This window comes from Pseudomonas sp. TR47, from assembly GCF_044143025.1.
Classification (GTDB): domain Bacteria; phylum Pseudomonadota; class Gammaproteobacteria; order Pseudomonadales; family Pseudomonadaceae; genus Aquipseudomonas; species Aquipseudomonas putida_E.
On sequence record NZ_JBHFCS010000022.1, the window covers coordinates 43,139 to 68,580 of the forward strand.

The 25,442-nt window shown below is 63.0% G+C and carries 24 protein-coding genes and 1 tRNA gene; 14 read left to right on the plus strand and 11 right to left on the minus strand.

Features of this window, described 5'->3' with window-relative positions; genetic code table 11:
- The first annotated feature begins 125 nt into the window (after positions 1-125).
- Together ACEWE8_RS20510 and nadA are read left to right on the plus strand one after the other, a co-directional pair.
- On the plus strand, positions 126-1,634 hold the full coding sequence (locus ACEWE8_RS20510) for a YdgA family protein (RefSeq protein WP_046787984.1): 1,509 nt from the start codon (positions 126-128) through the stop codon (positions 1,632-1,634).
- Positions 1,635-1,932: 298 nt separating this feature from the next.
- A complete protein-coding gene (gene nadA / locus ACEWE8_RS20515; protein ID WP_012315803.1) occupies positions 1,933-2,991 on the plus strand; it encodes a quinolinate synthase NadA in 1,059 nt (352 codons plus the stop codon).
- Between the two features lie 96 nt (positions 2,992-3,087).
- Here nadA and ACEWE8_RS20520 read toward each other — a convergent pair whose 3' ends face one another.
- Positions 3,088-4,524, minus strand: a complete 1,437-nt coding sequence (locus ACEWE8_RS20520; RefSeq protein ID WP_012315802.1) for a M48 family metalloprotease — start codon at positions 4,522-4,524, stop codon at positions 3,088-3,090.
- 119 nt (positions 4,525-4,643) lie between these two features.
- On the opposite strand from ACEWE8_RS20520, the gene ACEWE8_RS20525 reads away from it, so the two are divergent.
- A complete protein-coding gene (locus ACEWE8_RS20525) occupies positions 4,644-4,883 on the plus strand; it encodes a sulfurtransferase TusA family protein (RefSeq protein WP_012315801.1) in 240 nt (79 codons plus the stop codon).
- 20 nt (positions 4,884-4,903) lie between these two features.
- Positions 4,904-5,974 carry an AI-2E family transporter gene (locus ACEWE8_RS20530; RefSeq protein ID WP_046787985.1) on the plus strand — a complete coding sequence of 357 codons (1,071 nt, stop codon included), beginning with the start codon at positions 4,904-4,906 and terminating at the stop codon, positions 5,972-5,974.
- Between the two features lie 114 nt (positions 5,975-6,088).
- Here ACEWE8_RS20530 and ACEWE8_RS20535 read toward each other — a convergent pair whose 3' ends face one another.
- Together ACEWE8_RS20535 and ACEWE8_RS20540 are read right to left on the minus strand one after the other, a co-directional pair.
- Positions 6,089-6,562 carry a peroxiredoxin gene (locus ACEWE8_RS20535; RefSeq protein WP_039605383.1) on the minus strand — a complete coding sequence of 158 codons (474 nt, stop codon included), beginning with the start codon at positions 6,560-6,562 and terminating at the stop codon, positions 6,089-6,091.
- A gap of 11 nt (positions 6,563-6,573) precedes the next feature.
- Positions 6,574-7,134 (minus strand): glycine cleavage system protein R, encoded by a 561-nt coding sequence (locus tag ACEWE8_RS20540; protein WP_008097509.1) that lies wholly within the window; start codon positions 7,132-7,134, stop codon positions 6,574-6,576.
- A 260-nt stretch (positions 7,135-7,394) separates the two neighbouring features.
- Here ACEWE8_RS20540 and dapA point away from each other — a divergent pair, with 260 nt between their 5' ends.
- From dapA to ACEWE8_RS20565, 5 genes are all read left to right on the plus strand, one after another.
- Positions 7,395-8,273 carry a 4-hydroxy-tetrahydrodipicolinate synthase gene (gene dapA / locus ACEWE8_RS20545; protein ID WP_046787986.1) on the plus strand — a complete coding sequence of 293 codons (879 nt, stop codon included), beginning with the start codon at positions 7,395-7,397 and terminating at the stop codon, positions 8,271-8,273.
- A 17-nt stretch (positions 8,274-8,290) separates the two neighbouring features.
- Complete coding sequence (bamC, locus tag ACEWE8_RS20550; protein WP_046787987.1) at positions 8,291-9,409, plus strand: outer membrane protein assembly factor BamC; 1,119 nt, start codon at positions 8,291-8,293, stop codon at positions 9,407-9,409.
- A complete protein-coding gene (locus ACEWE8_RS20555; protein ID WP_046787988.1) occupies positions 9,410-10,168 on the plus strand; it encodes an MBL fold metallo-hydrolase in 759 nt (252 codons plus the stop codon).
- 30 nt (positions 10,169-10,198) lie between these two features.
- Complete coding sequence (gene purC, locus ACEWE8_RS20560) at positions 10,199-10,909, plus strand: phosphoribosylaminoimidazolesuccinocarboxamide synthase (RefSeq protein WP_046787989.1); 711 nt, start codon at positions 10,199-10,201, stop codon at positions 10,907-10,909.
- A 92-nt stretch (positions 10,910-11,001) separates the two neighbouring features.
- Positions 11,002-11,091 (plus strand) — tRNA-Ser (locus ACEWE8_RS20565).
- Between the two features lie 189 nt (positions 11,092-11,280).
- Here ACEWE8_RS20565 and ACEWE8_RS20570 read toward each other — a convergent pair.
- The 3 genes from ACEWE8_RS20570 to ACEWE8_RS20580 form a co-directional block, all read right to left on the minus strand.
- The gene (locus ACEWE8_RS20570; RefSeq protein ID WP_012315739.1) at positions 11,281-11,544 is read right to left on the minus strand and encodes a hypothetical protein; all 264 of its coding nucleotides are present in this window, start codon (positions 11,542-11,544) and stop codon (positions 11,281-11,283) included.
- Between the two features lie 423 nt (positions 11,545-11,967).
- Positions 11,968-12,918: a transaldolase gene (gene tal / locus ACEWE8_RS20575; protein ID WP_046787997.1), complete on the minus strand. Its 951-nt coding sequence runs from the start codon at positions 12,916-12,918 to the stop codon at positions 11,968-11,970.
- Positions 12,919-12,942: 24 nt separating this feature from the next.
- Entirely contained in the window at positions 12,943-14,526 is a 1,584-nt protein-coding gene (locus tag ACEWE8_RS20580; protein WP_046787998.1) for an FGGY-family carbohydrate kinase, read from the minus strand.
- A gap of 236 nt (positions 14,527-14,762) precedes the next feature.
- On the opposite strand from ACEWE8_RS20580, the gene ACEWE8_RS20585 reads away from it, so the two are divergent.
- The 4 genes from ACEWE8_RS20585 to mqo all read left to right on the plus strand — a co-directional run bounded on the left by ACEWE8_RS20585 (position 14,763) and on the right by mqo (position 19,034).
- Positions 14,763-15,761, plus strand: a complete 999-nt coding sequence (locus tag ACEWE8_RS20585; protein ID WP_046787999.1) for a LacI family DNA-binding transcriptional regulator — start codon at positions 14,763-14,765, stop codon at positions 15,759-15,761.
- 166 nt (positions 15,762-15,927) lie between these two features.
- The gene (locus ACEWE8_RS20590) at positions 15,928-16,656 is read left to right on the plus strand and encodes an SDR family oxidoreductase (RefSeq protein ID WP_046788000.1); all 729 of its coding nucleotides are present in this window, start codon (positions 15,928-15,930) and stop codon (positions 16,654-16,656) included.
- Between the two features lie 220 nt (positions 16,657-16,876).
- Entirely contained in the window at positions 16,877-17,068 is a 192-nt protein-coding gene (locus tag ACEWE8_RS20595) for a DUF4223 family protein (RefSeq protein ID WP_008097338.1), read from the plus strand.
- Positions 17,069-17,396: 328 nt separating this feature from the next.
- Positions 17,397-19,034 carry a malate dehydrogenase (quinone) gene (gene mqo / locus ACEWE8_RS20600; RefSeq protein WP_046788001.1) on the plus strand — a complete coding sequence of 546 codons (1,638 nt, stop codon included), beginning with the start codon at positions 17,397-17,399 and terminating at the stop codon, positions 19,032-19,034.
- Positions 19,035-19,115: 81 nt separating this feature from the next.
- On the opposite strand, the gene ACEWE8_RS20605 is transcribed toward mqo, so the two are convergent.
- Positions 19,116-19,451, minus strand: coding sequence for a helix-turn-helix transcriptional regulator (locus tag ACEWE8_RS20605; RefSeq protein WP_012315737.1), 336 nt, complete (start codon positions 19,449-19,451; stop codon positions 19,116-19,118).
- Positions 19,452-19,500: 49 nt separating this feature from the next.
- Between ACEWE8_RS20605 and xenA the strand changes: the two genes are divergently transcribed.
- Positions 19,501-20,592 (plus strand): xenobiotic reductase XenA, encoded by a 1,092-nt coding sequence (xenA, locus tag ACEWE8_RS20610; RefSeq protein ID WP_046788002.1) that lies wholly within the window; start codon positions 19,501-19,503, stop codon positions 20,590-20,592.
- Between the two features lie 30 nt (positions 20,593-20,622).
- On the opposite strand, the gene ACEWE8_RS20615 is transcribed toward xenA, so the two are convergent.
- From ACEWE8_RS20615 to ACEWE8_RS20630, 4 genes are read right to left on the minus strand one after another with little or no spacing between them, the layout of a single operon-like run.
- Positions 20,623-21,873 carry an FAD-binding oxidoreductase gene (locus tag ACEWE8_RS20615; protein ID WP_046788003.1) on the minus strand — a complete coding sequence of 417 codons (1,251 nt, stop codon included), beginning with the start codon at positions 21,871-21,873 and terminating at the stop codon, positions 20,623-20,625.
- A gap of 3 nt (positions 21,874-21,876) precedes the next feature.
- Positions 21,877-23,454 (minus strand): aldehyde dehydrogenase (NADP(+)), encoded by a 1,578-nt coding sequence (locus ACEWE8_RS20620; protein ID WP_046788004.1) that lies wholly within the window; start codon positions 23,452-23,454, stop codon positions 21,877-21,879.
- Positions 23,455-23,508: 54 nt separating this feature from the next.
- A complete protein-coding gene (locus ACEWE8_RS20625) occupies positions 23,509-24,456 on the minus strand; it encodes a dihydrodipicolinate synthase family protein (RefSeq protein WP_046788005.1) in 948 nt (315 codons plus the stop codon).
- Between the two features lie 55 nt (positions 24,457-24,511).
- The gene (locus tag ACEWE8_RS20630) at positions 24,512-25,438 is read right to left on the minus strand and encodes a 4-hydroxyproline epimerase (RefSeq protein ID WP_046788006.1); all 927 of its coding nucleotides are present in this window, start codon (positions 25,436-25,438) and stop codon (positions 24,512-24,514) included.
- Between the last annotated feature and the right edge of the window lie 4 nt (positions 25,439-25,442).

Here is a 25,442-nt window from a genome sequence, read left to right on the forward strand (position 1 = left end):
AGGTCTCGATTGCCCATTTCGTCCGCGTGTCGACCGTCGTCCAAGGGGTGGGAGTGATACTATTCTGCTCCCCCCGCAGCTCATGGCTGCGAACACGCCAATATGGACATCAATCGGTTCTATTCATGAAGAAATCAGTAGGCATCCTTTCCGGCCTGGCCATCGCCATTGCCGTCGTAACCACCGCTGGCGCCTGGTACACCGGCAAGCAGTTGCCTGCGCAGCTGGAGCAAGCCGTCAATCAGGGCAATGCCCAGTTGAAGAAGGCCCTTGTCGGGGTTGGCGGCAGCATGACCATCGAAGTGGCCTCGCTGGAGCAGCACTTCTTCACCAGTACCGCACGCTATCGCCTCAAGGTCCGTGACATTCACCTGTCTGACGGTGAGCCGATCAGTTTCGATGTGGGTGTAACCGATCAGGTCGAGCACGGCCCGTTCCCTTGGTCGCGGGTCAAGGCGTTCAAGCTGATGCCGGTGCTGGCAGCCAGCAACAGTGCGCTGGACAAGGACGACTTCACCGCGCCCTGGTTCGTCGCCGCCGGCGACAAGGTCCCGGTCAGCTCGCAAACCAGCCTGGGCTTTGACGGCAGTGTCGATGGCAGCATCCTCCTGGCGCCGGTCAAGCTGGCCGAAGACAACGGCACGACCCTCGATTTTTCGGGTATGCAGCTGCAGATCAGTGGCGACAGTGAAGGCAAGGCGTCGAAATTCCATGGCGCTGCCGATCGCTTCGAAATGAAGCTGGTCGGGGATGATCACCCGCCTGCCACGTTCGAGCTCAAGGGCCTGAAAATCGGCGGTAACCTGGCCGCTACCCAGCATGACGCGATCTATGTCGGTAACGTCGATGTGCTGCTGGCCGAAGCCAAGGCGACGCTGGGGCCCAAGCAGCAGGTACTGTTGCTCAAAGGCCTGGAGCAGCACGTCCTGCAAACCCTCGATGGCCCCGATACCGTCGGTGGCCGCGTGGATTACAAGGTCGCGGACATCAGCTGGGATGGCCGCGCAGTCGGCAGCGGGCAGATGGCGGTCAGCATCAAGTCGCTCAACGCCCCGGCCTTGCAGTCGCTGTCGCAGTGGTACCAGGCCCATCTGCCGGAGTTCGAGCAGGCCGCCGCGGCAGGCCAGCCGATGCCGCAAATCCAGATGGGTGAACAGGAGAAGGCCAAGTTTCAGGGCGACCTGAAGCAACTGTTGGCATCCAAACCGCAGGTGGCGGTGGAGAACCTTTCGTTCAAGACGGCCAACGGCGAGAGCCGGTTCAACCTGTCGATGGACTTCGCCAGCCCCACCTCCTTCGACCTGCCGCCTGACCAGTTGAGCAAGCAGTTGATCACTCAGGTGAAGAGCAAGCTGTCGCTGTCCAAACCGATGATGGGTGACCTGGCGACCTTGCAGGCGTTGCTGGAAGGGCAGACCGATGCCCAGGCGATTGCCATGCAATCCAGTCAGGCGGGTGAGATGGTCGGGATGATGGCGCTGCAGAGTGGCATGGCCACCGTGCAGGGCAATGACGTGGTGGCTAGCCTGCACTACGTCGATGGCATGGTCGACTTCAATGGCAAGAAGATGACCGTTGAAGAGTTCGCCATGATCCTCGCGGCGCACTTTGCGGCGATGCAGCCGCAGGGCTGATTGATTGAGCCTGTACCGGCCTCATCGCCGGCAAGCCGGCTTCTGCAGGATGACTACAGCCTCATGGCCTGTGCACACCTGTGGGGGCAACTGTCTTGCCGGCGATGAGGCCAGTACTGGCCACACAAAAACCGCTTTAGAAATCCCTTGATTGTCTGTAGCCTTCGGCGTCCGATAATAATCCGCGCCCGCAGAGGGCCGTGGCGGCTTGCCTGCCGTCCGGCGCCCTTAGCCGATCTGTCAGGGCCGGGTGATACACTCGATTTGACGCGCATGCGCGCCTGCAGGTCCAGCGATCATGACCCAGATATCCGAACGCCTGTTGGTTCAGGCCCACCTCGACGCCAAGCAGCCCAACCCGCTGACAGCCGAGCAGGAGGCCGAATACCGTGCGGCCATTGCTGCCGAGCTCAAGGCGCAGAATGCCGTGCTGGTTGCCCATTACTACTGTGACCCGGTTATCCAGGCGCTTGCCGAAGAGACCGGCGGTTGCGTGTCCGACTCGCTGGAAATGGCCCGTTTCGGCAAGAACCACCCTGCCCAGACGGTGATCGTCGCCGGTGTGCGCTTCATGGGCGAGACCGCGAAGATCCTCACCCCGGAAAAGCGCGTGCTGATGCCGACCCTGGAGGCTACCTGCTCGCTCGACCTCGGTTGCCCGGTCGAAGAGTTCTCGGCCTTCTGCGACCAGCACCCCGAGCGTACCGTGGTGGTGTATGCCAATACCTCTGCCGCCGTTAAAGCGCGTGCCGACTGGGTCGTGACCTCGAGCTGCGCGCTGGAGATCGTCGAAAGCCTGATGGACAACGGCGAGACCATCATCTGGGGCCCGGACCAGCACCTGGGCCGTTACATCCAGAAGCAGACCGGTGCCGACATGCTGCTGTGGGACGGTGCCTGCATCGTCCACGAAGAGTTCAAGTCGCGCCAGCTGGCGGACATGAAGGCGCTGTATCCGGATGCGGCGATCCTGGTGCACCCGGAGTCGCCAGAGGCAGTGATCGACCTGGCCGATGCGGTGGGTTCCACCAGCCAACTGATCAAGGCCGCGCAGACACTGCCCAACAAAACCTTCATCGTCGCCACAGACCGCGGCATCTTCTACAAGATGCAGCAGCTGTGCCCGGACAAGGAATTCGTCGAAGCCCCCACCGCCGGTAACGGCGCGGCCTGCCGCAGCTGCGCGCACTGCCCGTGGATGGCCATGAACACCCTGGAGCGGGTGCTGGATTGCTTGCGCAAAGGCAGCAACGAGATTTTCGTTGACCCGGCGCTGGTGCCTAAGGCGATCAAGCCTTTGAACCGCATGCTGGACTTCACCCAGGCTGCTCGGCTCAAGCTGTCGGGTAACGCCTGAGGGCCAATCGCCGGCAAGCCGGCTCCCACAATATCTGCAGCGCTGCAGAACCTGTGAGAGCCGGCTCGCCGGCGATTGGGCCGCAAAGCAGCCCCCTTACCGCCCCATCATCTCCTGCACCATGCGCCGCTGCTCCATGATCTCGCGCTGGCGCTGGTCGATCTGTGACGCCAGCGGGAAGTTGCTACCGGCACGACGCTTGGCGTAATCCAGCTGCTGGATCGCCTGGTCGAAGTCACCCACCAGGGTAAAGTACTCTGCCCGTGCCCGGTGCAGGCCTATGGTGTTGCCCGACAAACCACGCACTTCGGCCATGTCGTACCAAACATCCGGGTCATCCGGGCGGTTCTTGAGCAGGTCGTTCAGTACCTTTTCGGCCTCGGCGGGCTTGTTCTGCTTGATCAGCAGGTCGGCACGCACCTGCTTGAGCGGGTAGTTGCCCGGATACAAACCTTGCATGCGCTCCGCCCGCTGCTGCGCATCGGCCAAGCGGTTGTTGGTGATGTCCAGGTCGATCTGCGCCAGGTTGTAGGTGATGTCGTTGGGCGCCTTGGCCAGCAATGGCTTCAGGTTCTCACGCGCTTCGTTGAGCTGGCCGCCTTTGATCTGCGCCAAGGCAAGACCATAGCGGGCGGCGTCCAGCTTGGGGTCTTCGTCCAGCTGCGCACGGAAGCGTTTGGCTGCAAGGCCCGGCGTGCCTTCGTAGATGAGGGCCACGCGGGCGCGGATCAACTGATAACGCTGGCTGTCCTCGACGCCGCCCGGGGGGGCCTGTTCGGCCCGGTTGCGGGTGTCGGCGATACGCGATTCGGTCACCGGGTGAGTCAGCAGGAATTCTGGTGGTTTGGCGTCGTAGCGGTACTGGCGCGCCAGGCGCTCGAACATGGTCGGCATGTTGCGCGGGTCGTAACCGGCCTTTTCCAGGTTCTGGATACCGACGCGGTCGGCTTCCTGCTCGTTCTGCCGCGAGAAGCGCCGCTGCTCCTGGATCGCCGCCGCCTGGGTGCCGGCAATCATGCCGATGCCGGCATCGCCGGCGCCCCCTGCCGCCAGTACGATACCGGCCAGCAGCGCCGCCATCATTGGCAGTTGCATGCGTTGCTGGGCCTCGACGCCACGGGCGAAGTGGCGTTGCGACAAGTGCGCCAGTTCGTGGGCCAGTACCGAGGCGTATTCGCCCTCGGTCTGGGCGTTGAGGAACAGACCACCGTTAACCCCGACGATGCCACCGGGGGCGGCGAAGGCGTTCAGCTCACGGCTGTCGATGAGGATGAATTCCAGGCGCCGGTCCTGCAGCTGGCTGGTTTCGGCCAGGCGGTACACGGTGGTTTCGACGTAGTCCTTGAGCTGCGGGTCGTTCAGCTGGTTGACCTGGCCGCGCAGCAGGCTGAGCCAGGCGCGCCCGAGCTGGTGCTCCTGCTGCGGCGAGACGATCGCGGAACTGGCGTCGCCCAGTGAAGGCAGGTCGCTAGCATGGCCGGGTAGGGCCATCAGGCAGGCCAGCGTCAACAGGGTAGGGCGCAGTAGATTCATGCACGAAGCTCGCGTCGGGTCAAAGCCCCTACTGTAGCCCGCTCACACGTTGGCGACCAGTGGCGGTATGCTAGCCAGCCTGTTACCAAAGACGTCTGCCCCACGTTTGGAGACCCCTGATGACTAGCACCCCGACCTGCGACGCCGAACTCGACGCCAGCGGGCTGAACTGCCCCCTGCCTCTGCTCAAGGCGAAGATGGAGCTCAACCGTCTGGCCAGTGGCGCGGTGCTGAAGGTGATTGCGACCGACGCAGGCTCACAGCGCGACTTCCGCACTTTTGCCCAGCTGGCCGGTCATACGCTGCTGCATGAAATGGCCGAGGCCGGCACCTATACCTACTGGCTGCGCAAGGCCTGAGCCCCAATCAAGGATCGTCAATGTTCAAAGTGCTTCGCGACTGGATAGAGCGCTACTTCTCCGATGAGGAAGCGGTGGTGCTGGCGGTCCTGCTGTTTCTTGCCTTTACCGCGGTCCTTACCTTGGGCGGCATGCTCGCGCCGGTGCTGGCGGGCATGGTGCTGGCTTTTCTGATGCAGGGGCTGGTCAATGCCCTGGAGCGCCTTCGGGTGCCGACGCGGCTGGCGGTGATGGTGGTGTTCGCCCTGTTCATGGGCGCGCTGGCGGTGTTCCTGCTGGTGCTGGTGCCGTTGCTGTGGCACCAGTTGATCACCTTGTTCAACGAGTTGCCGGGCATGCTCGGCAAATGGCAGTCGCTGCTGTTGCTGCTGCCCGAGCGCTACCCGCACCTGGTGTCTGATGAGCAGGTGCTGCATGCCATCGAGTCGGTGCGCGGCGAGATCGGCAAGTTCGGCCAATGGGCACTGACCTTCTCGCTGTCGAGCCTGCCGCTGCTGGTCAGTGCCATGATCTATCTGGTGCTGGTGCCGATTCTGGTGTTCTTCTTTCTCAAGGACCGTGAGCAGATCGGCCGCTGGGTCAGTGGCTACCTGCCGCGCCAGCGGACCTTGCTGAACCGGGTAGGCACTGAAATGAACCGGCAGATCGCCAACTACATCCGCGGCAAGGGCATCGAGATCCTGATCTGCGGTATTGCCACGTACATCGCGTTCATCAGCCTGGGGCTCAATTACGCCGCGCTGCTGGCGCTGCTGGTAGGCCTGTCGGTGGTGGTGCCGTATGTAGGGGCGGTGGTGGTGACTGTGCCGGTGACGCTGATCGCGCTGTTCCAATGGGGCTGGGGTGATCAGTTCATCTACCTGATGACGGTGTACGCCATCATTCAGGCGCTCGATGGCAACGTGCTGGTGCCGCTGCTGTTCTCAGAGGCGGTGAGCCTGCACCCGGTGGCGATCATCTGCGCGGTGTTGTTGTTTGGCGGGTTGTGGGGCTTTTGGGGGATCTTCTTCGCGATCCCGCTGGCGACGCTGATCAAGGCAGTGCTCGATGCCTGGCCGCGGCAGGAACCTGCTGTGGCGCCGATGTTGTGATGCATGGGGCCGCTTTGCGGCCCTTTCGCGACACAAGGCCGCGCCTACAGACGAACGCAACCCCCTGTAGCGGGCTTGTGCCGCGAAAGGGCTGCGCAGCAGCCCCAGTCAATCTCAAGCCTTGTTCAGCGCCTGGGCCGCCGCGAGTACGGCATCCACATGGCCCGGCACCTTCACGCCACGCCATTCCTGGCGCAGCACACCGTCCTTGTCGATCAGGAAGGTGCTGCGGTCTACGCCCATGTACTCCTTGCCATACAGCTTCTTCAGCTTGATCACATCGAACAGCTGGCACAGGGCCTCGTCCTTGTCGCTGATCAGCTCGAACGGGAAGCCCTGCTTGGCCTTGAAGTTCTCATGCGACTTGATGCCGTCGCGCGACACACCGAACACCACGGTGTTGGCCGCTTCGAACGCTGCATGCTGGTCGCGGAAGCCCTGGCCTTCGGTGGTGCAGCCTGGGGTGCTGTCCTTGGGGTAGAAGTACACCACTACCTGACGGCCCTTGAGCTCGGCCAGGCTGACGGTCTGGCCGCCGGTGGCCTGGGCCTGGAAATCGGCGACGGGTTGGTCGAGTGCTACTGCCATGGATGCATTCCTTAAACGGGGTTCTGTGGGCGCCAAGGCTCGATCAGCGCGTCCAGGTTGAGGGCGTCGGCAAAGTCGAGGAACTGGTCGCGCAACCAGCTGATCTGGGTGCCGGCCGGCAGGATCACGGTGAACTGGGCGTTGAGCATGCTGCTGCCAGTCTGCGGCGCCAGGTAGGTGTCGCAGGTCATGGCTTCGAGCTCGACACGGTGGTCGAGGAAGAACTGGCACAGCTCGTTGATGATGTCCGGGCGGTAGGCCGCACTGACATAGGCCACATAAGGCAGGGCCTGCGGGCGCACTTCCTGGTCGGCGCTGCGCACCACGTCGAGGGTCAGGCCGTGCTTCTTGCCCAGGCCGGGGAGGGTGGACTCCAGGCGCGCCAGGGCGTCCCAGCTGCCACCGACCTGCAATACCAGGGCGCTGGTCTCGCCATGGCGGCTCAGGCGCGAGGTGACGACCGCGCAGCGGTTCTCGAAGGCAGCGCGGCTGAGGACGTTGGCCAGCTCCATGGGGTTGGGGCCCAGGGCACTGATGACAAGGAATTGTTCGCGGACGGTGGGGGTGGACATGCAGCATTCCTAAAGCGATGAGCGGTCGGCACAGGACGGGCGAAAGCCTCCTGTCGGCAGGGCCCGGGGCTCGCATGCGAGGACGTGGACGCTGGCCGGGGAGCAAGGTCGACGGCCCGGCGGGCCGCGCTGCACCGATCAAAGGATCAAGGGTAGCGAAATAAGGCGCCGAGGGGAATGCTCCACCCGCCTGCTTCGCTTGTGCAAGGCCGATGCCCCCAGTACCATTACCGCTCTCTTTTTCCGGCAGGAGCAGTTACATGATTGCGGGCAGTATGGTGGCATTGGTCACACCCATGGATGCACAAGGGCGTCTTGATTGGGGCAGCCTCGGCAAACTTGTAGACTTCCACCTGGAAAACGGCACCCATGCGATCGTCGCCGTCGGCACCACCGGCGAGTCGGCCACCCTGAGCGTCGAAGAACACATCGAGGTCATCGAATTCGTGGTCAAGCGGGTCGCTGGCCGCATTCCGGTCATCGCCGGCACCGGAGCCAACTCCACGTCCGAAGCCGTGCACCTGACCCAGAACGCCAAGGACGCCGGCGCCGACGCCTGCCTGCTGGTGGTGCCGTACTACAACAAGCCGACCCAGGAAGGCCTGTACCTGCACTTCAAGCACATCGCCGAAGCCGTCGACATCCCGCAGATCCTCTACAACGTACCCGGCCGCACCTCCTGCGACATGCAGGCCGAGACCGTGATCCGCCTGTCGACCGTGCCCAACATCATCGGCATCAAGGAAGCCACCGGCGACCTGGCCCGTGCCAAGGCCATCCTCGATGGCGTCAGCAAGGAATTCATCGTCATGTCCGGCGACGACCCGACTGCCGTCGAGCTGATCCTGCTGGGTGGCAAAGGCAACATTTCGGTCACCGCCAACGTCGCCCCGCGCGAAATGGCCGACCTGTGCGAGGCCGCCCTTGAGGGCAACGCCGAGAAGGCCCGCGCAATCAACGAAAAACTCATGCCGCTGCACAAAGACCTGTTCTGCGAAGCCAACCCGATTCCGGTGAAATACGCGCTCGTCGAAATGGGCCTGATGCAAAAAGGCATTCGCCTGCCACTGACCTGGCTGAGCGAAGGCTGTCACGAAAAAGTCCGTACTGCCTTGCGCCAGTCCGGCGTACTGGTTTAATCGAGGAAGTACACCGCATGAAGCGACTGGCTGGTCTTTCCGCGCTTGCCCTGATCATTTCCAGCACCAGTGGGTGTGGCTGGCTGTGGGGCGAGGATGGCTATTTCCGCGACCGCGGCAGCGATTACCTGCAGGCGCACCCGACTGCACCGATGCAGCTCCCGCAGGACGCCAGCAACGTCAAGCGCCTTGACCCGCTGCTGCCGATCCCGCGCAACGTCGCCGACGATACCGCCAAGGGCGAGTTCGAAGTGCCGCGTCCGCAACCGCTGTCGGCTGGCGCCGACGTCAGCGATTTCAGCCTGCAGCGCAGCGGCAGCAGCCGTTGGGTGCTGGCCCAGCGTTCGCCGGCCGAAGTCTGGCCGGTAGCGCATCAGTTCTTCGAAGACAACGGCTTCCGTATTGCCGAAGAGCGCCCGCAGACGGGCGAATTCACCACCACCTGGCAGCGTTTTGACGAGCTGTCGGCATCGCTCGGCCAGCGCCTGGCGAGCACCGCCAGCAATGGTGACAGCGAAGTGCGCGTGCGTGTGCGCATGGAGCCTGGCGTACAACGCAACACCTCCGAGGTGTATGTGGTCAGTGTCGAGCGCCCGGCTGGCAGCACCGCCGAGCCTGCGTTCCCGTCCGCGTCCAGCAACACGGCCGCCGATGCGCTGCTGGTCGACGAAATGCTCGCCAGCATGAACCGCAGCGCCGAGAAGGGCGGTTCGGTGTCCTTGCTGGCTGCGCGCGACTTCGATGCGCCGAGCCGCGTCAGCCTGAGCGAAGACGGCAGCGGTAACCCCGTGCTGTTCCTCGGCGCCGACCTGGACCGTGCCTGGTCCGGCGTGGGCCGTGCCCTGGAGCAGGGTGGCGAATGGCGTGTGGAAGACATCAACCGCAGCCTGGGCCTGTACTACATCAACCTGTCGGAAAAGCCCGACGACAAGCAGAACCAGCCTGGCTTCTTCAGCCGCATGTTTGGCAGCGAGCCAACCAAGGAAGAGCTTGAAGCCCGCGCCGAGCGTTACCAGGTGCGCCTGAGCAAGGTTGGCGAAAGCGTGCAGGTTACCGTCGAGAAGAACATCAACACCGTGGCCCCGGCCGATGTCGCTCGCCGCGTGCTGAGTGCCATTCAGGACCACCTGGGTTAAGTGCGCTTCGCGGTACTGGGAAGCGGCAGCCAGGGAAATGGCACGCTGATCGCCAGTGGTGACACGTTCGTCCTGGTCGATTGCGGGTTTTCCCTGCGTGAAACCGAGCGGCGCCTGGCGCTGCTCGGGGTGCAGGCTGCACAACTGAGCGCCGTGCTGGTGACCCACGAACATGCCGACCATGTGCATGGGGTGGGATTGCTGTCGCGGCGCTACAATGTACCGGTCTACCTCAGCCAGGGCACATTGCGCGGCATGCGCAAGCCGGTGGAGGCGGCCGGTTTTCTTGCCTGTGGCGACAGCCTGAGTATCGGCTGCCTGCAAGTGAGTGCGGCGCGGGTCGAGCACGACGCCTACGAGCCGCTGCAGTACGTCATCAGCGACGGTCGCCGACGCTTTGGCATGCTCACTGACCTGGGTTCGTACGACGCGCTGTTGCTTGAGCGCTATCAGGGCCTGGATGCACTGCTGATCGAGGCCAATCATTGCCGCGACATGCTGGCCCGCGGGCACTACCCGTACTTCCTCAAGCAGCGGGTTGGCGGCATGCAAGGACATTTGAACAACCACCAGGCCGCGCGCCTGGTGGACGAGTTGGGGTGGAGCAACCTGCAGCACCTGGTGCTGGCCCACCTCAGCAGCAAGAACAACCTGCCACATCTGGCCCGCCAGTGCTTCGTCGACACCCTTGGGTGCGACCCGGACTGGCTCCAGGTGGCGAATCAGGAACACGGGCTCGACTGGCGCGAAATCGCCTAGCCCAACCACTCAAGCAAGCGGAGCCCAATCATGGAAAAACGCGAAGAACTCTACCGCGGCAAGGCCAAATCGGTTTACAAGACCGACGACGCCGACCGCTTGATCCTGCTGTTCCGCAACGACACCTCGGCGTTCGACGGCAAGCGCATCGAACAACTGGACCGCAAAGGCATGGTGAACAACAAGTTCAATGCCTTCATCATGCAGAAGCTCGAAGAAGCCGGCGTGCCGACCCAGTTGGACAAGCTGCTGGGCGACAACGAGTGCCTGGTCAAGAAGCTGGACATGATCCCGGTCGAGTGCGTGGTGCGTAACTATGCCGCCGGCAGCCTGGTCAAGCGCCTGGGCGTGGAAGAGGGCATCAAGCTCGAGCCGTCCACCTTCGAACTGTTCCTGAAGAACGACGAGAAGGGCGACCCGTTCATCAACGAATCCCACGTTGTCGCTTTCGGCTGGGGCACCGCCGAGCAGCTGGCAGAGATGAAGAAGCTGTCGCTGAAGGTCAACGAGGTGCTGAACAAGCTGTTCGATGACGCCGGCCTGCTGCTGGTCGACTTCAAGCTGGAGTTCGGTGTATTCCACGGCCAGATCGTCCTGGGTGACGAGTTCAGCCCGGACGGCTGCCGCCTGTGGGACAAAGAAACCCGCAAGAAGATGGACAAGGACCGCTTCCGCCAGGGCCTGGGCGATGTGATCGAAGCCTACGAAGAAGTTGCCAAGCGCCTGGGCGTGCCGCTGTAAGCGGCGCATTCACGCAAGCGCCTGATACCACGCGGTTTTTTTGAAAATAAAGGTTTGCGTTTTCAGAATTCGCTGGTATGATGCGCGGCATTGGAGAGATGCCGGAGTGGTCGAACGGGACGGATTCGAAATCCGTTGTACTGGCAACAGTACCTAGGGTTCAAATCCCTATCTCTCCGCCATACATGTGGTAGATAAAGCCCCTGAAAACGATAAGTTTTCAGGGGCTTTTTCGTTGTGCCCGAGTTAAACCTCAAAGCATCGCCGTGCGCATGGCCGGGCCCTGTCGCCGCTAGCGACGGGGCCTGCCGGATCGGATCAGAGCGCCATGCCGACCTTTGCGGCACTCCCGGATTTTTCGTTGCTCGGCCCTAGTGCAATGTCTGAGGCTCTGTGGGCGAATCCGCTTGCCTGTGCAGCTGCATCAGCGCCGATTCCAGCAGCGCATGCGCAACTTCCATTTCATGGATGACCGCCCTCATCACGATCGAGTTGTGCGAGGTCGGTGTCAGTCGCACGGACTGGCGGGCTACGGACAAGGCGCAGATCACGTATTCCGAGGTCTGGACCAGGGTGTCCTGAAGCATGTACGAGGGATCGAGGGGGGACGGTGGATCGGGGACTATCTTGCGCATGAATGCTCCTTGAGTCAGGTGGAGCTACCTTTAAACGCTGTCAAACGAATGGAGGCAGCTATACACGGGTTGACAGACCGGTGACCCAAGGAACCCGGCGCACACGAAGGTGCCCCATGTACAGCTGCCATGAAGCGCTGCAAAGGACCCTTGAATCGGTCAGCCTGTCAAAGCCGGTCGCTGAGGTGTCAACGACGAACCGAGACTAGGCCGCAATCCGAGCACTCGCAATGGGTTGGCAGCGCCGGCAATATAATTCGGAAATGGACTACAGGGAATGGGAAAAATCGGAGTTAAATCTGTAGGACCTTAGGCGCACCAGGCGTGAATATTCTTCCCTGGCACGGATGCAATAAAGCCCCTGAAAGCGATGAGCTGTCAGAGGCCTTATCGTTATGCGTTTCCCCTCAAGATTTGGCGTGCTCAAGCCCACAAACGTTGTGCGATAAGCGCCTCCAGTTTCCTCTGGTCCGCCGCAAACCCTCGAATCCCTTCGGCCAGCTGCGCGGTTGCCATTGCGTCCTCATTCATCTGCCAGCGAAAATCGGCCTCGCTCAGTGGCGGTGGCGGCGCCTGATGGTCGGCGGGGGCGGCGAGGGCGGCCTGCAGGCTGCCCTCGGTCACTGCCAGCTCCTCCAGCAGTGCGGGGCTGATCGTCAGCCGATCGCAACCTGCCAAAGCAACGATTTCACCGACGTTGCGAAAGCTAGCCCCCATCACCGAAGTCGCGTAACCGTGGCGTCGCATGAAGCGGTAGCTGGCCGCCACCAATTGAACCCCAGGCTCCGACGCCGGCGCGTACTCCTTGTTCGGGTAAGCGCGGCGATGCCAGTCCAGCACCCGGCCAACAAAAGGCGAGATCAGGAATGCGCCGGCTTCGGCGCAGGCGAGTGCCTGGGCGAGGTTGAAGATCAACGTCAAGTTGCACTGGATGCCCTCACGCTCCAGTTCGCTGGCCGCGCGAATGCCCTCCCAGGTGGCGGCGAGCTTGATGAGGAACCGCTCACGTGGAACGCCCGCCGCCTCGTACAGTGCGACCAGGCGCCTGGCCTTGGCCAGGCTTGCCTGTTTATCGAAGGACAGCCGCGCATCGACCTCGCTCGATACCCTGCCGGGCACGTGCTGCAACAGGTCGCACCCCAAAGCAACGATCAGTTGGTCGGACAGTTGATCGATTGCCTGCGCATGCGGCAGGCCGGCAGCTTTCGCCAGGGCGCAGAGGTCATCGAGCAATGTGTCGTAGTGCCCCGACACCACGGCCTTGAGCACCAGTGAGGGGTTGGTGGTTGCATCATGAGGGCTGAAGCGGCGAACGGCCTGAAGGTCGCCGGTCACTGTGCTGTACTGCTCCAACTGGCTGAGCAAAGTTGGCATGCTGGAACCCTTTGGTGGTTGATGTCAGACGGCCATGGGCTGTGCGGGGTGCGAAGGCTCGGGCAGGGGCGTGGCCTGGTCTGCCAGCCCATGCATGATGGATTTCAGGGCGTGGTAGGCCGCGCAGTAATGAACGAACATCTGGTCATACAGGGCTTTGTTCGCGGGGTTGGGGTCGGCCCGTCGGCGCAGGGTGCGCCAGTTGCGGATAGCTTCGACGTCCTCGATGGCGCCGATTGCCAGTGCCGCGAGCATGGCGCCACCCAGCGGCGCTTCGACCTGCTGCTCGATGGTGAACACGGCGTGGCCGGTGATATCGGCGATGATCTGCATCCACAGGTTCGACGCCGTGCCGCCCCCTACCACGATCAAATGCGGATCGAGCTGCAGCCCTGCCTGGTTGCCCATTTGCATGTTGTGACGCAAGGCAAACGCCAGCCCCTCCAGTACTGCGCGGTACAGATGAGCCTTGTGGTGGAACAGCGACAGCCCTATATAGGCCCCCGATGCCTTGGCATCCCAGATGGGGCTGCGCTCGCCCATCAGGTAGGGCAGGAACAACAGGCCGTCTGCACCGGCGGGTGTTTTGGCAGCGTCCTGCTCCATCAGTTGGTGCACCTCGGCGCCGGGTGACAGGGCAGCTGCCTGCTTTTCCTGTGCACAGAACTGCTCACGGAACCAGCTGATTGCGGCACCGGCGGTAATGGCGCCGCCGAAGCTGTAGGTGTTGGCGCCAGCGTCGTAGACGTAAGGCATGTTGATCAGCCCTTTGCAGGCAGCGCTGTGCTGCTTGATGAAGCCCCAGCACATGCTGGTGCCCAGCATCGCGACATGGTTGCCTGGCGCAATGACCCCTGCGGCCAGTGTGGCCATCGCTGCATCGACTCCGCCTGCAACTACCTTGGTGCCTGGCTGGAGCCCTAGCCGCTGCGCCGCAGCCGGTAGCAGGCTGCCAATGACCTGCCCGGGCGCAACCAGGCGTTGCGGCATCAGGTGGGCGTCGATGCCCAGGGCATCGAGCATCAGAGGCGACCAGCCACGCGTTGCGAGGTCGTAGATGCCGCCGATATTGCCCGCTGAACTGTGGTCCACGGCCAGCTCGCCGGTCAGGTGGTACTGCACAAAGCTGTTGGGCGGCAGCAGGTAGCGTGCCTTGGCCCAGACCTCTGGCTGGTTGCGCTTGATCCACAGCATCTTGGTATAGCCGTAGTAGCTGTCGACACCGTTGCCCGTTATGCGCTGCAACTGTTCCACATCCACATTTTCGCGCACCCATTCGGCCTCGGCGATGGCCCGGCGGTCCATCCAGATGAGGCAGGGGTGAAGGGGGTTGATGTCGGCGTCCACCGGGATGCCCGAGCCCCCGTAGAGGCTGCTGATGCAGATGGCTTTGATCTGGGCGGCTGGTACTTGGCTGCGGCGGATGCTGGTCGCGACCGTTTCGTACACAGCGTCCAGCCACACCTGGGGCCATTGCTGCGCCCACAACGGTCGAGGTTGCTCGACCTGGTAGCTGACGCAGGCCTGGGCCAGCATTCCACCCTCGGTTGACATCAAGAGAGCCTTGGTACTTTGCGTGCCGATGTCGACACCAATCACGTAGTCCATTGTTGTCCCTTTTATTATTGGCGTGGTGGTTTATGTAGACGTGAACATTTTTTTGGCGATTTTATCCAACGGCAGTTTCAAGTCGCGGCTGATCAGTCCGTGGTTGTAAATGTTAACGTCAACATTTCGGGACGCTAGCACAACACGATTGTCACCACAATACGCATGCACGGTTGTGGCCTGGCGTACAATCGCTGAAAATCACGGCGCCCGCAGCCAGCCACCATCGAGCGTTCATGACCAGACCAGGCAAAGCCACCATCACCGACATCGCCAAACGCGTGAACATGACTACCGTCACGGTGTCGCGGGCGCTCAACCAGCCAGAGAAGGTCAAGAAACAGACGCTGGAGCTCATCCTCAAGGTGGCCAAAGAGCTCAACTACGTGCCCAATGCCTTTGCCCGCAACCTCAAGAATCGCGAGAGCCGGCTGCTGGGCCTGGTCACGGCAAGCCTGGAAAACCCGTTCTACGGCGAGATCATCAAGGCGATAACGCGCGAGGCGAAGAAGCGCGACTACACCTTGATGCTGTTCGATACCGATGGCTCGCCAGAGCTGGAGGCGCGGGCGATCGATACGCTGCTCAGCTATCAGGTTGCCGGGGTGATCCTCTCGGTGATCAGCGACGACGACCAATACCAGCCGAGCTATCTGGCCAAGCTGGAGATGGCCGCCATCCCGGTCGTCCAGATCGACCGCCAGCTCACAGGTGCGCCGTTTGCCGGCGTCTACCTGGACAACGAGCAGAGCGGCTATCAGGGCGCGCGCGCCTTGTTGGCACAGGGGCGGCGCCGGCTGCTGGTCGTCGCCGGGCCGCAACGCTCGAAGATTTCCCTGGCGCGGCTGGCAGGCATTCGCCGCGCGTTGGAGCAGTGGCCAGAGCCTACCGTGCTGGAGGTCGTGCATGGGGACTACACCCAGGCGCCGGCACGTGATGTGGTGCGTAGTTACCTGCAAAGTGGCAAGTGGCCCGATGTCATCTTTGGCCTCAATGCGCTCATGACCTTGGGCGCGCTGCAGGCCATGCGCGAGGTTGGCTTGAGCCGCAATGACATAGCGCTGTTCAGCATCGACCAGGTGCACTATGCCGAGATCTATGGCCAACCCATCCCTTGCATCAGCCATAGCAGCGTCGAGTTGGGTGTAGGCGCGATCAACCTGTTGCTTGGCCAGATCGACGATCCTTCGCAACCGCTGCGCGACCAAGTCATTGAAGGGCAGCTACTGCTCTGACCTGCCAGCCACTGGCGGGTACATATCTGGTTAAAAATGTAGACGTTGACATTTGGCGCTGAGCTGGCGTCAGATTGAGTCCGCAAGCGATTCGAGTGGTATGTAAACGTCTACATAAAAATAATCAAAGTGCCCTTTGTTCGTCAGGGGGCCAGGGAGGTGGCGAATGGCAACGCAACTCGAAGGTAAAGTGGCAGCGGTCACAGGCGCTGCGTCGGGAATAGGCCTGGCATCGGCCGAGGCGATGGTGGCAGCCGGTGCCAGGGTGGTCATGATCGACCGGGATGAAGCCGCCTTGGCCAGCGCGTGTGAACGCCTGGGGGAGGCGGCCATGCCGTTGGTGATCGACCTGCTGGTGCCTGAGCGCTGTGCAACGCTGCTGCCGGGTGTGCTGGCGAAGGCCGGCCAGCTCGACATTCTGTATGCCAACGCCGGTTGCTACGTGGGCGGTGATCTGGTTGATGCGGATGTGGCGGCCATCGACCGCATGCTGAACCTCAACGTCAATGCCGTGATCAAGAATGTGCATGATGTGTTGCCGCACATGATCGAGAGGGGGACGGGCGACATTCTGGTCACAGGCTCGGTGGCCGGGCATTTTCCGGTTCCCTGGGAGCCGGTGTACTCGGCCTCCAAGTGGGCGGTCAACTGCTTCGTGCAGACGGTGCGCCGCCAGGTCAAGGCTCACGGTATCCGTGTCGGCGCCGTGTCGCCTGGCCCGGTCAGCAGTGCACTGCTGGCCGATTGGCCGGAAGAAAACCTGAAAAAGGCCAAGGCGAGCGGAAGCCTGATCGAACCCTCCGACATAGCCGATGCGGTCATGTACATGCTCACGCGCCCGCGTAACGTGACGATTCGGGACATGATCGTGCTGCCTTCGGCATTTGATATGTAACGGTTGCACGCAACATCAACCGCTGCAGGCGTGATCTTGTCGAGGCAGCCTGCAGCGTAAGTTGGTCTGCGGTGGTGTCTTATTTCAAAGCACTACCGAAACCCGCTGGTGGATTGGATGGCGGCCTATCTTCGAATGCGACTTGGATCCAATACTCCGGTTCTGTATCATCCGGCCGCCATCAGAATGATGGTCGATGATTATTTAAAGGACTGAAGTAATGAAAAAGCTGTTCAAGGCCACCGTAGCCGTTGCTGTCGTTTCGGGCGTTGCCCTGCTGTCCGGTTGCACTGGCCAAGTTTACAACCAGCAGAAAAACTGCTCGTACGACTACCTGTTCCACCCATCGGTTTCCATCTCCAAGGTCATCGGTGGCTGCGGCCCGATCGATAAACTGCCTCAGCCGCAGTAAGCTTGGCGATACCCTGATCGCGTCACCTGTGACCTGATCCAAAGCCCCCAGTCATGCATATGGCTGGGGGCTTTTGTTTGTCTGGCGTGACAACCTGCCGCTGGGACAACCTGCCGCCTTGCTTGTACGCCCGCAATTTGTTTGTGCTGGCATTTCAGATACAATCAGCGAAACGATTCAGCCCTGTCGGTCAATACGACAAAAGCCTGGGTCGTTTTCTGGTTCTTTAAGCCGCTGAACAATGATCACAAAAAGCCTGCGCACAAGAACACGAAGCACCTGGGCCAGCCACAGGCCCGTCCTCCGTTCTACAGACTGGAATTGATCAATGTTCAAGAAAGCTGGCAAGACCTTGCTGGGTCTGGCTGTCGCTGCGAGCTTCATGCAAGCGCACGCCGCAGAAACCAAGAAAGTCGATGTGCTGCTGGTCGGCGGCGGCATCATGAGCTCCACCCTGGCCGTGTGGCTGCACGAGCTGGAGCCAAGCTGGTCGATGGAAATGGTCGAGCGCCTGGATGGCGTCGCCGAAGAAAGCTCCAACGGCTGGAACAACGCCGGCACCGGCCACTCCGCGCTGGCTGAGCTGAACTACACCCCGGAAGATAAAGACGGCAACGTCAACATCACCAAGGCCATCGAAATCAACGAAGCCTTCCAGATCTCCCGCCAGTTCTGGTCGTGGCAGGTCCGTCAGGGCGTGCTGAAGAACCCGCATTCGTTCATCAACACCACCCCGCACATGAGCTTCGTGTGGGGCGATGACAACATCAAGTTCCTCAAGAAGCGTTATGACGCGCTGCAGGCAAGCCCGCTGTTCCGCTCGATGCAGTACTCCGAGGACCACGCGCAGATCGCCAAGTGGGTCCCGCTGATGATGGAAGGCCGCGACCCGAACCAGAAGCTGGCGGTGACCTGGACGCCACTGGGCACTGACGTGAACTTCGGCGAGATCACCCGCCAGTTCGTCGGCCACCTGAAGACCCAGGACAACTTCACCCTGAAGCTGTCCAGCGAAGTCCAGGACATCACCCGCAACGAGGACGGCTCCTGGCACGTCGAGTACAAGAACCTGAAGGACGGGACCGAGTCGGCCACCGACGCCAAGTTCTTGTTCATCGGTGCCGGCGGCGGCGCGCTGAAGCTGCTGCAGAAGTCGGGCATTCCTGAAGCCAAGGAATACGCAGGCTTCCCGGTCGGCGGTTCGTTCCTGGTGACAGAGAACCCGACCATCGCCATGCAGCACATGGCCAAGGCCTATGGCATCGCCTCGACCGGCGCGCCACCCATGTCGGTACCGCACCTGGACACCCGTGTGCTGGACGGCAAGCGCGTGATCCTGTTCGGGCCATTCGCCACCTTCTCGACCAAGTTCCTGAAGAACGGTTCGTACCTGGACCTGCTCAGCAGCACCACCATGCACAACGTGTGGCCAATGACCAAGGTCGGCATCGAGCAGTACCCGCTGGTCGAGTACCTTGCTGGCCAGCTGATGCTGTCGGACGACGACCGCTTCGAAGCGCTGCGCACCTACTTCCCGAACGCCAAGAAGGAAGACTGGAAGCTGTGGCAGGCCGGTCAGCGCGTGCAGATCATCAAGCGTGACGCAGACAAGGGCGGCGTGCTGAAGCTGGGTACCGAAGTGGTGGCCTCGCAAGACCGCACCATCGCCGGCCTGCTGGGCGCATCGCCAGGCGCCTCGACCGCCGCACCGATCATGCTGAACGTCCTGGAAACCGTGTTCAAGGACAAGGTCGCCACCCCGCAATGGCAAGCCAAGATCAAAGAGATCGTGCCGAGCTACGGCACCAAGCTCAACGATTCGGCAGCGGCCACGCAGAAAGAGTGGAACTACACCGCTGAAGTCCTGCAGCTGGAGAAGCCGCCGGTCATCGACCAGAGCGTCGGTACCAGCACGGGTGCTAGCCAGCCGGTTGAAAGCAAGCCAGAGAACGACATGGCGCTGTAAGCGTCAGCGTTGTGATCGAAAGCCACGGGGGTGACCTCGTGGTTTTTTTTTGCCTGTTCCGGCCCCACCGCCAACCTTGGCTCACCGCTGACGCAAAATGCACTCCAGCAAACCGGGGAAGCGTGCATCGAGCATTTCGCTGCGCAGTGAGTTCATATGGGTAGTGCCCACATTGCGCGTTTGCACCAGCCCCGCATCGCGCAACACGCGAAAATGATGGGACATGCTGGACTTCGGCCGGCCGCCGTCCAGCTCGCCGCAGCTGGCTTCCGCCACGCCCGCTAGGTGGCGCACGATTTCCATGCGTACAGGGTCGCTCAGCGCATACAGCAGGCGCTCGAGGATCAGGTCTTCAGGGGTGGGATGTTTGTAGGCTCGCATGGGCGTCATGATAACGGGGGTTTCATTAATTGCCATAGTTCGATTATGATCGAACTATCGTATTCAGATGAACCCGGAGTTCTCCATGTCCGCACTGTTCGAACCCTATACCCTCAAAGACGTCACCTTGCGCAACCGCATCGCCATTCCGCCGATGTGCCAGTACATGGCCGAGGACGGCATGATCAACGATTGGCACCAGGTGCATTACGCCGGCCTGGCCCGTGGTGGCGCCGGCCTGCTGGTGGTCGAAGCCACTGCGGTGGCGCCGCAAGGGCGTATCACCCCCGGTTGCGCCGGTATCTGGAGCGATGCCCATGCCCAGGCCTTTGTGCCGGTGGTGCAGGCGATCAAGGCTGCAGGCTCGGTGCCGGGCATCCAGATCGCCCACGCGGGGCGCAAGGCCAGTGCCAACCGCCCGTGGGAAGGTGACGACCATATCGCCGCGGATGACGCGCGAGGCTGGGACACCATCGCCCCGTCGGCCATCGCCTTCGGCGCCCACTTGCCGAAAGTGCCCCGTGAAATGACCCTGGACGACATTGCCCGGGTCAAGCAGGACTTCGTCGATGCAGCACGTCGAGCGCGTGATGCGGGCTTTGAATGGATCGAACTGCACTTCGCTCACGGCTACCTGGGGCAGAGCTTCTTCTCCGAGCATTCCAACCAGCGCACCGATGCCTACGGTGGCAGCTTCGAGAACCGCAGCCGCTTCCTGCTGGAAACCCTGGCAGCCGTGCGCGAGGTGTGGCCGGAAAACCTGCCGCTGACCGCCCGCTTTGGCGTGCTGGAATACGACGGCCGTGATGAGCAGACGCTGGAAGAGTCCATCGAGTTGGCCCGCCTGTTCAAGGCGGGTGGCCTGGACCTGCTCAGTGTCAGCGTCGGCTTCACCATCCCGGACACCAACATTCCATGGGGCCCTGCCTTCATGGGGCCGATCGCTGAGCGTGTGCGTCGTGAGGCAGGTTTGCCAGTGACTTCGGCGTGGGGCTTCGGTACGCCGCAGTTGGCGGAAGGGGCGTTGAAGGCCAATCAGCTCGACCTGGTGTCGGTGGGGCGTGCGCACCTGGCCGACCCGCACTGGGCGTATTTTGCGGCCAAGGAACTGGGCGTCGATAAAGCCTCGTGGACTTTGCCTGCGCCTTACGCGCACTGGCTTGAGCGTTATCGCTGATTCCTGGAGGGGCCGCACAGCGGCCCCGGCTCAAAACCGATCCAACCGGTAACCCTTCAACTCGGCACGAAGCTCCCGTTCAGCCAACCCAGCCACCCATTCCGCTGTCACCGCCGCCTGGGTCAACCCCAGGTGCTGATGCCCAAACGCTAGCAGCACGCGCCCGTCACACACCCGGTCGATCACCGGCAGCGAGTCCGGCAGCGAAGGCCGCAAGCCCATCCACGGCGTCGCCCCTTCGGCATTCAGTTCACGTTGGAACAAACCCTTGCTTAACCGGTGCAACTGCCACGCCCGCTGCATGCTCGGCGGTGCATCGAGACCGGCGAACTCCACCGTGCCAGCCAGGCGCAAGCCCTCGGCCATTGGCGTCATGATGAACTTGCGCTCCAGCGAGGTGACGGCGAATGGCAAGCGCTGCTGCTCGCCAGGCAGCATCAGGTGATAGCCACGCTCGGTGTCCAGAGGGACTCGTTTGCCGGTCAGAGCCGTGGTCAGTTGCGCTGAGTGCGCGCCGCAACTGATTAGCACCTGGCGCGCATGGAACGTACCTTGGCCGGTGTTGAGCTGCACGCCATTGCCATTCAGTTGTCCGCCATCGACCTGCGCCTGGACGAAGCGCACGCCACAGGCCTTGGCGGCTTCGAACAACTCGATTACCACGCGGTAAGGGTCGATGAAATGCCCGGTACGGGGGAAAAACAAGCCGCCCAAGATAGACGAGGTCAACTCTGGCGCAGCGGCGCGCACCGTGTCGGCTGACCAGAATTCGGCCGGCACCGCCTGCTGTTGCATGCGTGCCTGCAACGCTTCCAGTGCCGGGCGCGACTCGGCGCGCTCGAACACCAGCAACGAGCCGTCCTCCTTGAACAGCGCGCTGCGCCCGATGGAGCCGAGCAAACGCTGCCAGGCGCCCAGGCTGCCTTCGTTCAGTGCACGGATGCCGGCCACGCTGCGCTGGAACGGCTCCGGGCGCAGGTTGAGCAGCAGCCGGGTGAACCAGGGCAACGCCTTGGGCAGGTACTTCCAGTCCAGCCGCAGGGGCCCCATCGGGTCCAGCAGCATGCGCGGCAGGCGCTTGAGGATCGACAGGTCGGCAATCGGGAACACCTGCTCGGTAGCCAGGTGTCCGGCATTGCCGTAGGAGGCGCCGTGGCCCGGCGGTTGGCGGTCGATCAGCAGCACGCGGCGGCCCTGGCGGGCCAGTTGCAGGGCGCAGGCGACACCGACAATGCCGGCGCCGACCACAGCGATATCGGTCTGGGAGGGGGCGTGGGCCATGATTCAGTGTTCCCGCTTGCCGTCGAGCAAGCGCCGCACCTGCAGCGGGTTTGCGTGTTTCAGCGCCTGCGGCAGCAAGGCATCGGGGAAGTCCTGATAGCACACCGGCCGCAGAAAACGCAGGATCGCAGCCGTGCCCACCGAGGTGCTGCGCGCATCGGACGTTGCCGGGAACGGCCCGCCGTGGACCATCGCATCGCACACCTCAACCCCGGTCGGCCAGCCATTGACCAGCAGGCGCCCGGCCTTGCGTTCGAGGGTCGGCAGCAGGCTGCGGGCGCTGTCGAGGTCGGCATCGTCCAGGTGCAGGGTCGCGGTCAGTTGGCCCTCCAGGTGCTCGGCCACCTGGCGCACTTGTTCATCGCTGTCGCAGGCCACCACCAACGAAGCGGCGCCAAACACCTCGGCCTGCAAGCCCGGGTCGGCGAGAAACGCGCTGGCCTGGGTGACGAACAGCTGAGCCTGGCACTGGTTCGGGCCTTGCGGGGGTTGGCCGCAGGCCGCGACCTTGGCATTGCTGTTTTCGGTCAGGGCGCCCACATCCGCTGCGTAGGCATTGAAAATGCCCGGGGTCAGCATGGTCTGCGCCGCTGCATGGCGTACTTGCTCGCTGGCGGCGGCGATAAAGCGCTGCAGTGCCGGGCCTTGACGGGCGACTATCAGGCCGGGGTTGGTGCAGAACTGCCCGGCGCCCTGGGTCAACGAGGCAACGAAACCTTGGGCCAGTACCTCGCCACGCGCCTGCAAGGCTGCGTCGAACAGGAACACCGGGTTGATCGAGCTCATCTCGGCATACACCGGGATCGGTTCCGGGCGCGCCTGAGCCGCGTGGCACAGGGCCAAACCGCCGCTGCGCGAACCGGTGAAGCCAACGGCCTTGATCCGCGGGTCGCTGACCAGGGCGATGCCCACTTCACTCCCAGCACCATACAGCAGCGAGAAGAAGCCCTCTGGCAGGCCGCACAACTGGACGGCGCGAGCGACGGCCTGGCCGACCAGCTCACTGGTGCCCGGGTGCGCGCCGTGTGCCTTGACCACCACCGGGCAGCCGGCGGCCAGGGCCGAGGCGGTGTCGCCACCGGCCACCGAGAAGGCCAGGGGGAAGTTGCTGGCGCCAAACACCGCTACCGGCCCCAAGGCCACCTGGCGCTGGCGCAGGTCGGCGCGCGGCAGGGGCTGGCGCTGTGGTTGGGCGGCATCGACGCGCACATCCAGCCATTCACCACTGCGCACCACGCGGGCGAAGGTGCGCAGTTGGCCACAGGTACGGCCCCGTTCGCCCAGGATACGTGCCTTGGGCAGGCCACTTTCGGCCACGGCACGGCCGATCAGGGCATCGCCCAGCGCTTCTATCTGCTGGGCGATGGTTTCGAGAAAGATTGCGCGTTGCTCCAGTGAGGTTTCGCGGTAGGCGTCGAACGCAGCCCAGGCCAGTTCGCAGGCGTGGGCCACGTGTTCCCCGGTACCGCCGGCATAGGCGGGTTCCAGGGGCTGGTTGGTAGCCGGGTCGATGGCGCGGATCGCTTCGCGGCTGCCGGGTACGGGGCGTTGGCCGATCAGCAGTTTGCCTGTCAGGGGCATGGAGCCTCCTTCATAGTCGGATTCTGGGTCGGGGCTGCCAAGCAGCCCCAGGGTTCAGGCCAGGTTCTGCTCGGCCGACCAGCTGGCATACCACGTGCGGAACAGCGCGTACTGCTGTTCGGCGTAGTTGCGCTGGGCGTCGGTGAGCGCATCGGTTTCGTTGAAGTGCAGGCTGTATTCGCGGTCGCCGTTGAGCACCATCAGGTGTTTGTAATACAGCACCAGGTCGCAGCCCTCATCGAACGACGACAGCACCGCCAATGCCGACTCCAGCTCGCGTGCCAGGCGGCGGGCCCTGGCGTCACCCTTGGCCGCTTGCTTGCTCAGGCTCACCAGTTGCAGCACTTCACGCGGCAGGGCATTGCCGATGCCGGTAATGGCGCCGGTGGCGTTGCAGTTGACGAAACCATGGACTACCTGGGTATCCACGCCGACCATCAGGGTCACATCGTCGTCTTTGGAGGTGATGTGCTCGGCGGCGTAGCGCAGGTCGGCACCACCACCGAACTCCTTGAAACCGATCAGGTTCGGGTAGTCGCGGCGCAGTTCGAAGAACAGGTCGGCACGGGTGGCAAAGCCGTAGTAGGGGCTGTTGTAGATCACTGCAGGCAGCTTCGGCGCCGCTTGCAGGATCGCGGCGAAGTGGTGCTTTTGGGCGATCAGAGAGGCGCCACGCGACAGCACGCGGGGGATGACCATCAGGCCGGCGGCGCCGACCTTGGCGGCATGGGCTGCATGGGCCACGGCTTCACGGGTGTTCACCGCGCCGGTGCCGACGATGGTCGGGATGCCGGCGGCAACCAGGCGCGCCACGCCCTCCTGGCGCTCGGCTTCGGCCAGCAGCGGCCAGTCGCCCATCGAGCCGCAGTAGACCACGGCGCTCATGCCGGCCTCGATCAGCTCGCGCCCTTTGCGCACAAGGGCGTCGAAGTCTGGCTTGCGCTCGGCGGTGCAGGGTGTCATCAGGGCAGGCATGCAGCCGGTGAAAATATTGTCGCTCATGGGTATCACTCCTTGCAGTATTCAGTCTGGGTTGCGAAGAAAATGGCCTGGGCAGTCAGATGCCCCAGGCGAAAGGGTCTTGTTCGTCGATCAGCAGGGTACTGTCGGCGGTCATGTAGGCGCGGCCGGTGATGAACGGCCGAATATGCTCACCTTCGCGCTCGTAGCGGCCGTGGAACTGGCTGCCGGTAATGCTGGCCTGGACCCAGGTCTGGCCTTCGGCGAGCTTGCCGTCGGCGGCCAGGCAGGCCAGCTTGGCGCTGGTGCCGGTGCCGCAGGGCGAGCGGTCATAGGCCTTGCCGGGGCACATGACGAAGTTGCGGCTGTCGGCATCAGGGTCGGCGGCAAACAGCTCGATATGGTCGATGGGGGCGCCGTGCTCGCCGGTGATGCCTTGGGCCTCCAGGGCCTTGAGCATCGCCCAGGTGAACGCGGTGAGAGCTTCGCGGTTGTCCAGCTCGATGCGCTGGCCGTGCTCTGAAACCAGGAAGAACCAGTTGCCGCCCCAGGCGATGTCGCCGTGCACCACGCCATGGCCTGGCACGTCCACCGACACCTGCCGGCGGTAGCGATAGGACGGCACGTTGCCGACGGTGACCGCGCCGTCCTCGTGCAGGGTGGCGCTGACCTGGCCGACCGGCGTGTCGATTTTGTGCACGCCCGGCTGGATCAGCCCCAGGTGCCGTAGCGAGGCGACCAGCCCGATGGTGCCGTGGCCACACATGTTCAGGTACCCGGCATTGTTGAAAAAGATCACCCCACAAGTGGCGTCTTCCGACACCGGGGCGCAGTACAGCGCACCGACCAGCACATCGTTGCCGCGTGGCTCCAGCAGGCAGGCGCGGCGCCAGTGGTCGTGCAGCTCGCGCAACTCATCGCGCTGCTCGGCCATGCTGCGGCCATTGAGTTGCGGGAAGCCATTCATTACCAGGCGGGTCGGTTCGCCGCCGGTGTGCGAGTCGATGACGTGAACGTGTTTCATGGGC

What these genes read in the sequence shown, in the direction of transcription:
- ACEWE8_RS20625 (WP_046788005.1), bottom strand. Translation starts at nt 24,456, where the DNA reads ATGAGCGACAATATTTTCACCGGCTGCATGCCTGCCCTGATGACACCC.
- xenA (WP_046788002.1), top strand. Translation starts at nt 19,501, where the DNA reads ATGTCCGCACTGTTCGAACCCTATACCCTCAAAGACGTCACCTTGCGC.
- ACEWE8_RS20530 (WP_046787985.1), top strand. Translation starts at nt 4,904, where the DNA reads ATGTTCAAAGTGCTTCGCGACTGGATAGAGCGCTACTTCTCCGATGAG.
- ACEWE8_RS20510 (WP_046787984.1), top strand. Translation starts at nt 126, where the DNA reads ATGAAGAAATCAGTAGGCATCCTTTCCGGCCTGGCCATCGCCATTGCC.
- purC (WP_046787989.1), top strand. Translation starts at nt 10,199, where the DNA reads ATGGAAAAACGCGAAGAACTCTACCGCGGCAAGGCCAAATCGGTTTAC.
- ACEWE8_RS20595 (WP_008097338.1), top strand. Translation starts at nt 16,877, where the DNA reads ATGAAAAAGCTGTTCAAGGCCACCGTAGCCGTTGCTGTCGTTTCGGGC.
- ACEWE8_RS20605 (WP_012315737.1), bottom strand. Translation starts at nt 19,451, where the DNA reads ATGGCAATTAATGAAACCCCCGTTATCATGACGCCCATGCGAGCCTAC.
- dapA (WP_046787986.1), top strand. Translation starts at nt 7,395, where the DNA reads ATGATTGCGGGCAGTATGGTGGCATTGGTCACACCCATGGATGCACAA.
- ACEWE8_RS20620 (WP_046788004.1), bottom strand. Translation starts at nt 23,454, where the DNA reads ATGCCCCTGACAGGCAAACTGCTGATCGGCCAACGCCCCGTACCCGGC.
- ACEWE8_RS20585 (WP_046787999.1), top strand. Translation starts at nt 14,763, where the DNA reads ATGACCAGACCAGGCAAAGCCACCATCACCGACATCGCCAAACGCGTG.
- ACEWE8_RS20590 (WP_046788000.1), top strand. Translation starts at nt 15,928, where the DNA reads ATGGCAACGCAACTCGAAGGTAAAGTGGCAGCGGTCACAGGCGCTGCG.
- nadA (WP_012315803.1), top strand. Translation starts at nt 1,933, where the DNA reads ATGACCCAGATATCCGAACGCCTGTTGGTTCAGGCCCACCTCGACGCC.
- ACEWE8_RS20525 (WP_012315801.1), top strand. Translation starts at nt 4,644, where the DNA reads ATGACTAGCACCCCGACCTGCGACGCCGAACTCGACGCCAGCGGGCTG.
- ACEWE8_RS20615 (WP_046788003.1), bottom strand. Translation starts at nt 21,873, where the DNA reads ATGGCCCACGCCCCCTCCCAGACCGATATCGCTGTGGTCGGCGCCGGC.
- ACEWE8_RS20535 (WP_039605383.1), bottom strand. Translation starts at nt 6,562, where the DNA reads ATGGCAGTAGCACTCGACCAACCCGTCGCCGATTTCCAGGCCCAGGCC.
- ACEWE8_RS20540 (WP_008097509.1), bottom strand. Translation starts at nt 7,134, where the DNA reads ATGTCCACCCCCACCGTCCGCGAACAATTCCTTGTCATCAGTGCCCTG.
- ACEWE8_RS20520 (WP_012315802.1), bottom strand. Translation starts at nt 4,524, where the DNA reads ATGAATCTACTGCGCCCTACCCTGTTGACGCTGGCCTGCCTGATGGCC.
- mqo (WP_046788001.1), top strand. Translation starts at nt 17,397, where the DNA reads ATGTTCAAGAAAGCTGGCAAGACCTTGCTGGGTCTGGCTGTCGCTGCG.
- ACEWE8_RS20570 (WP_012315739.1), bottom strand. Translation starts at nt 11,544, where the DNA reads ATGCGCAAGATAGTCCCCGATCCACCGTCCCCCCTCGATCCCTCGTAC.
- ACEWE8_RS20580 (WP_046787998.1), bottom strand. Translation starts at nt 14,526, where the DNA reads ATGGACTACGTGATTGGTGTCGACATCGGCACGCAAAGTACCAAGGCT.
- tal (WP_046787997.1), bottom strand. Translation starts at nt 12,918, where the DNA reads ATGCCAACTTTGCTCAGCCAGTTGGAGCAGTACAGCACAGTGACCGGC.
- ACEWE8_RS20630 (WP_046788006.1), bottom strand. Translation starts at nt 25,438, where the DNA reads ATGAAACACGTTCACGTCATCGACTCGCACACCGGCGGCGAACCGACC.
- bamC (WP_046787987.1), top strand. Translation starts at nt 8,291, where the DNA reads ATGAAGCGACTGGCTGGTCTTTCCGCGCTTGCCCTGATCATTTCCAGC.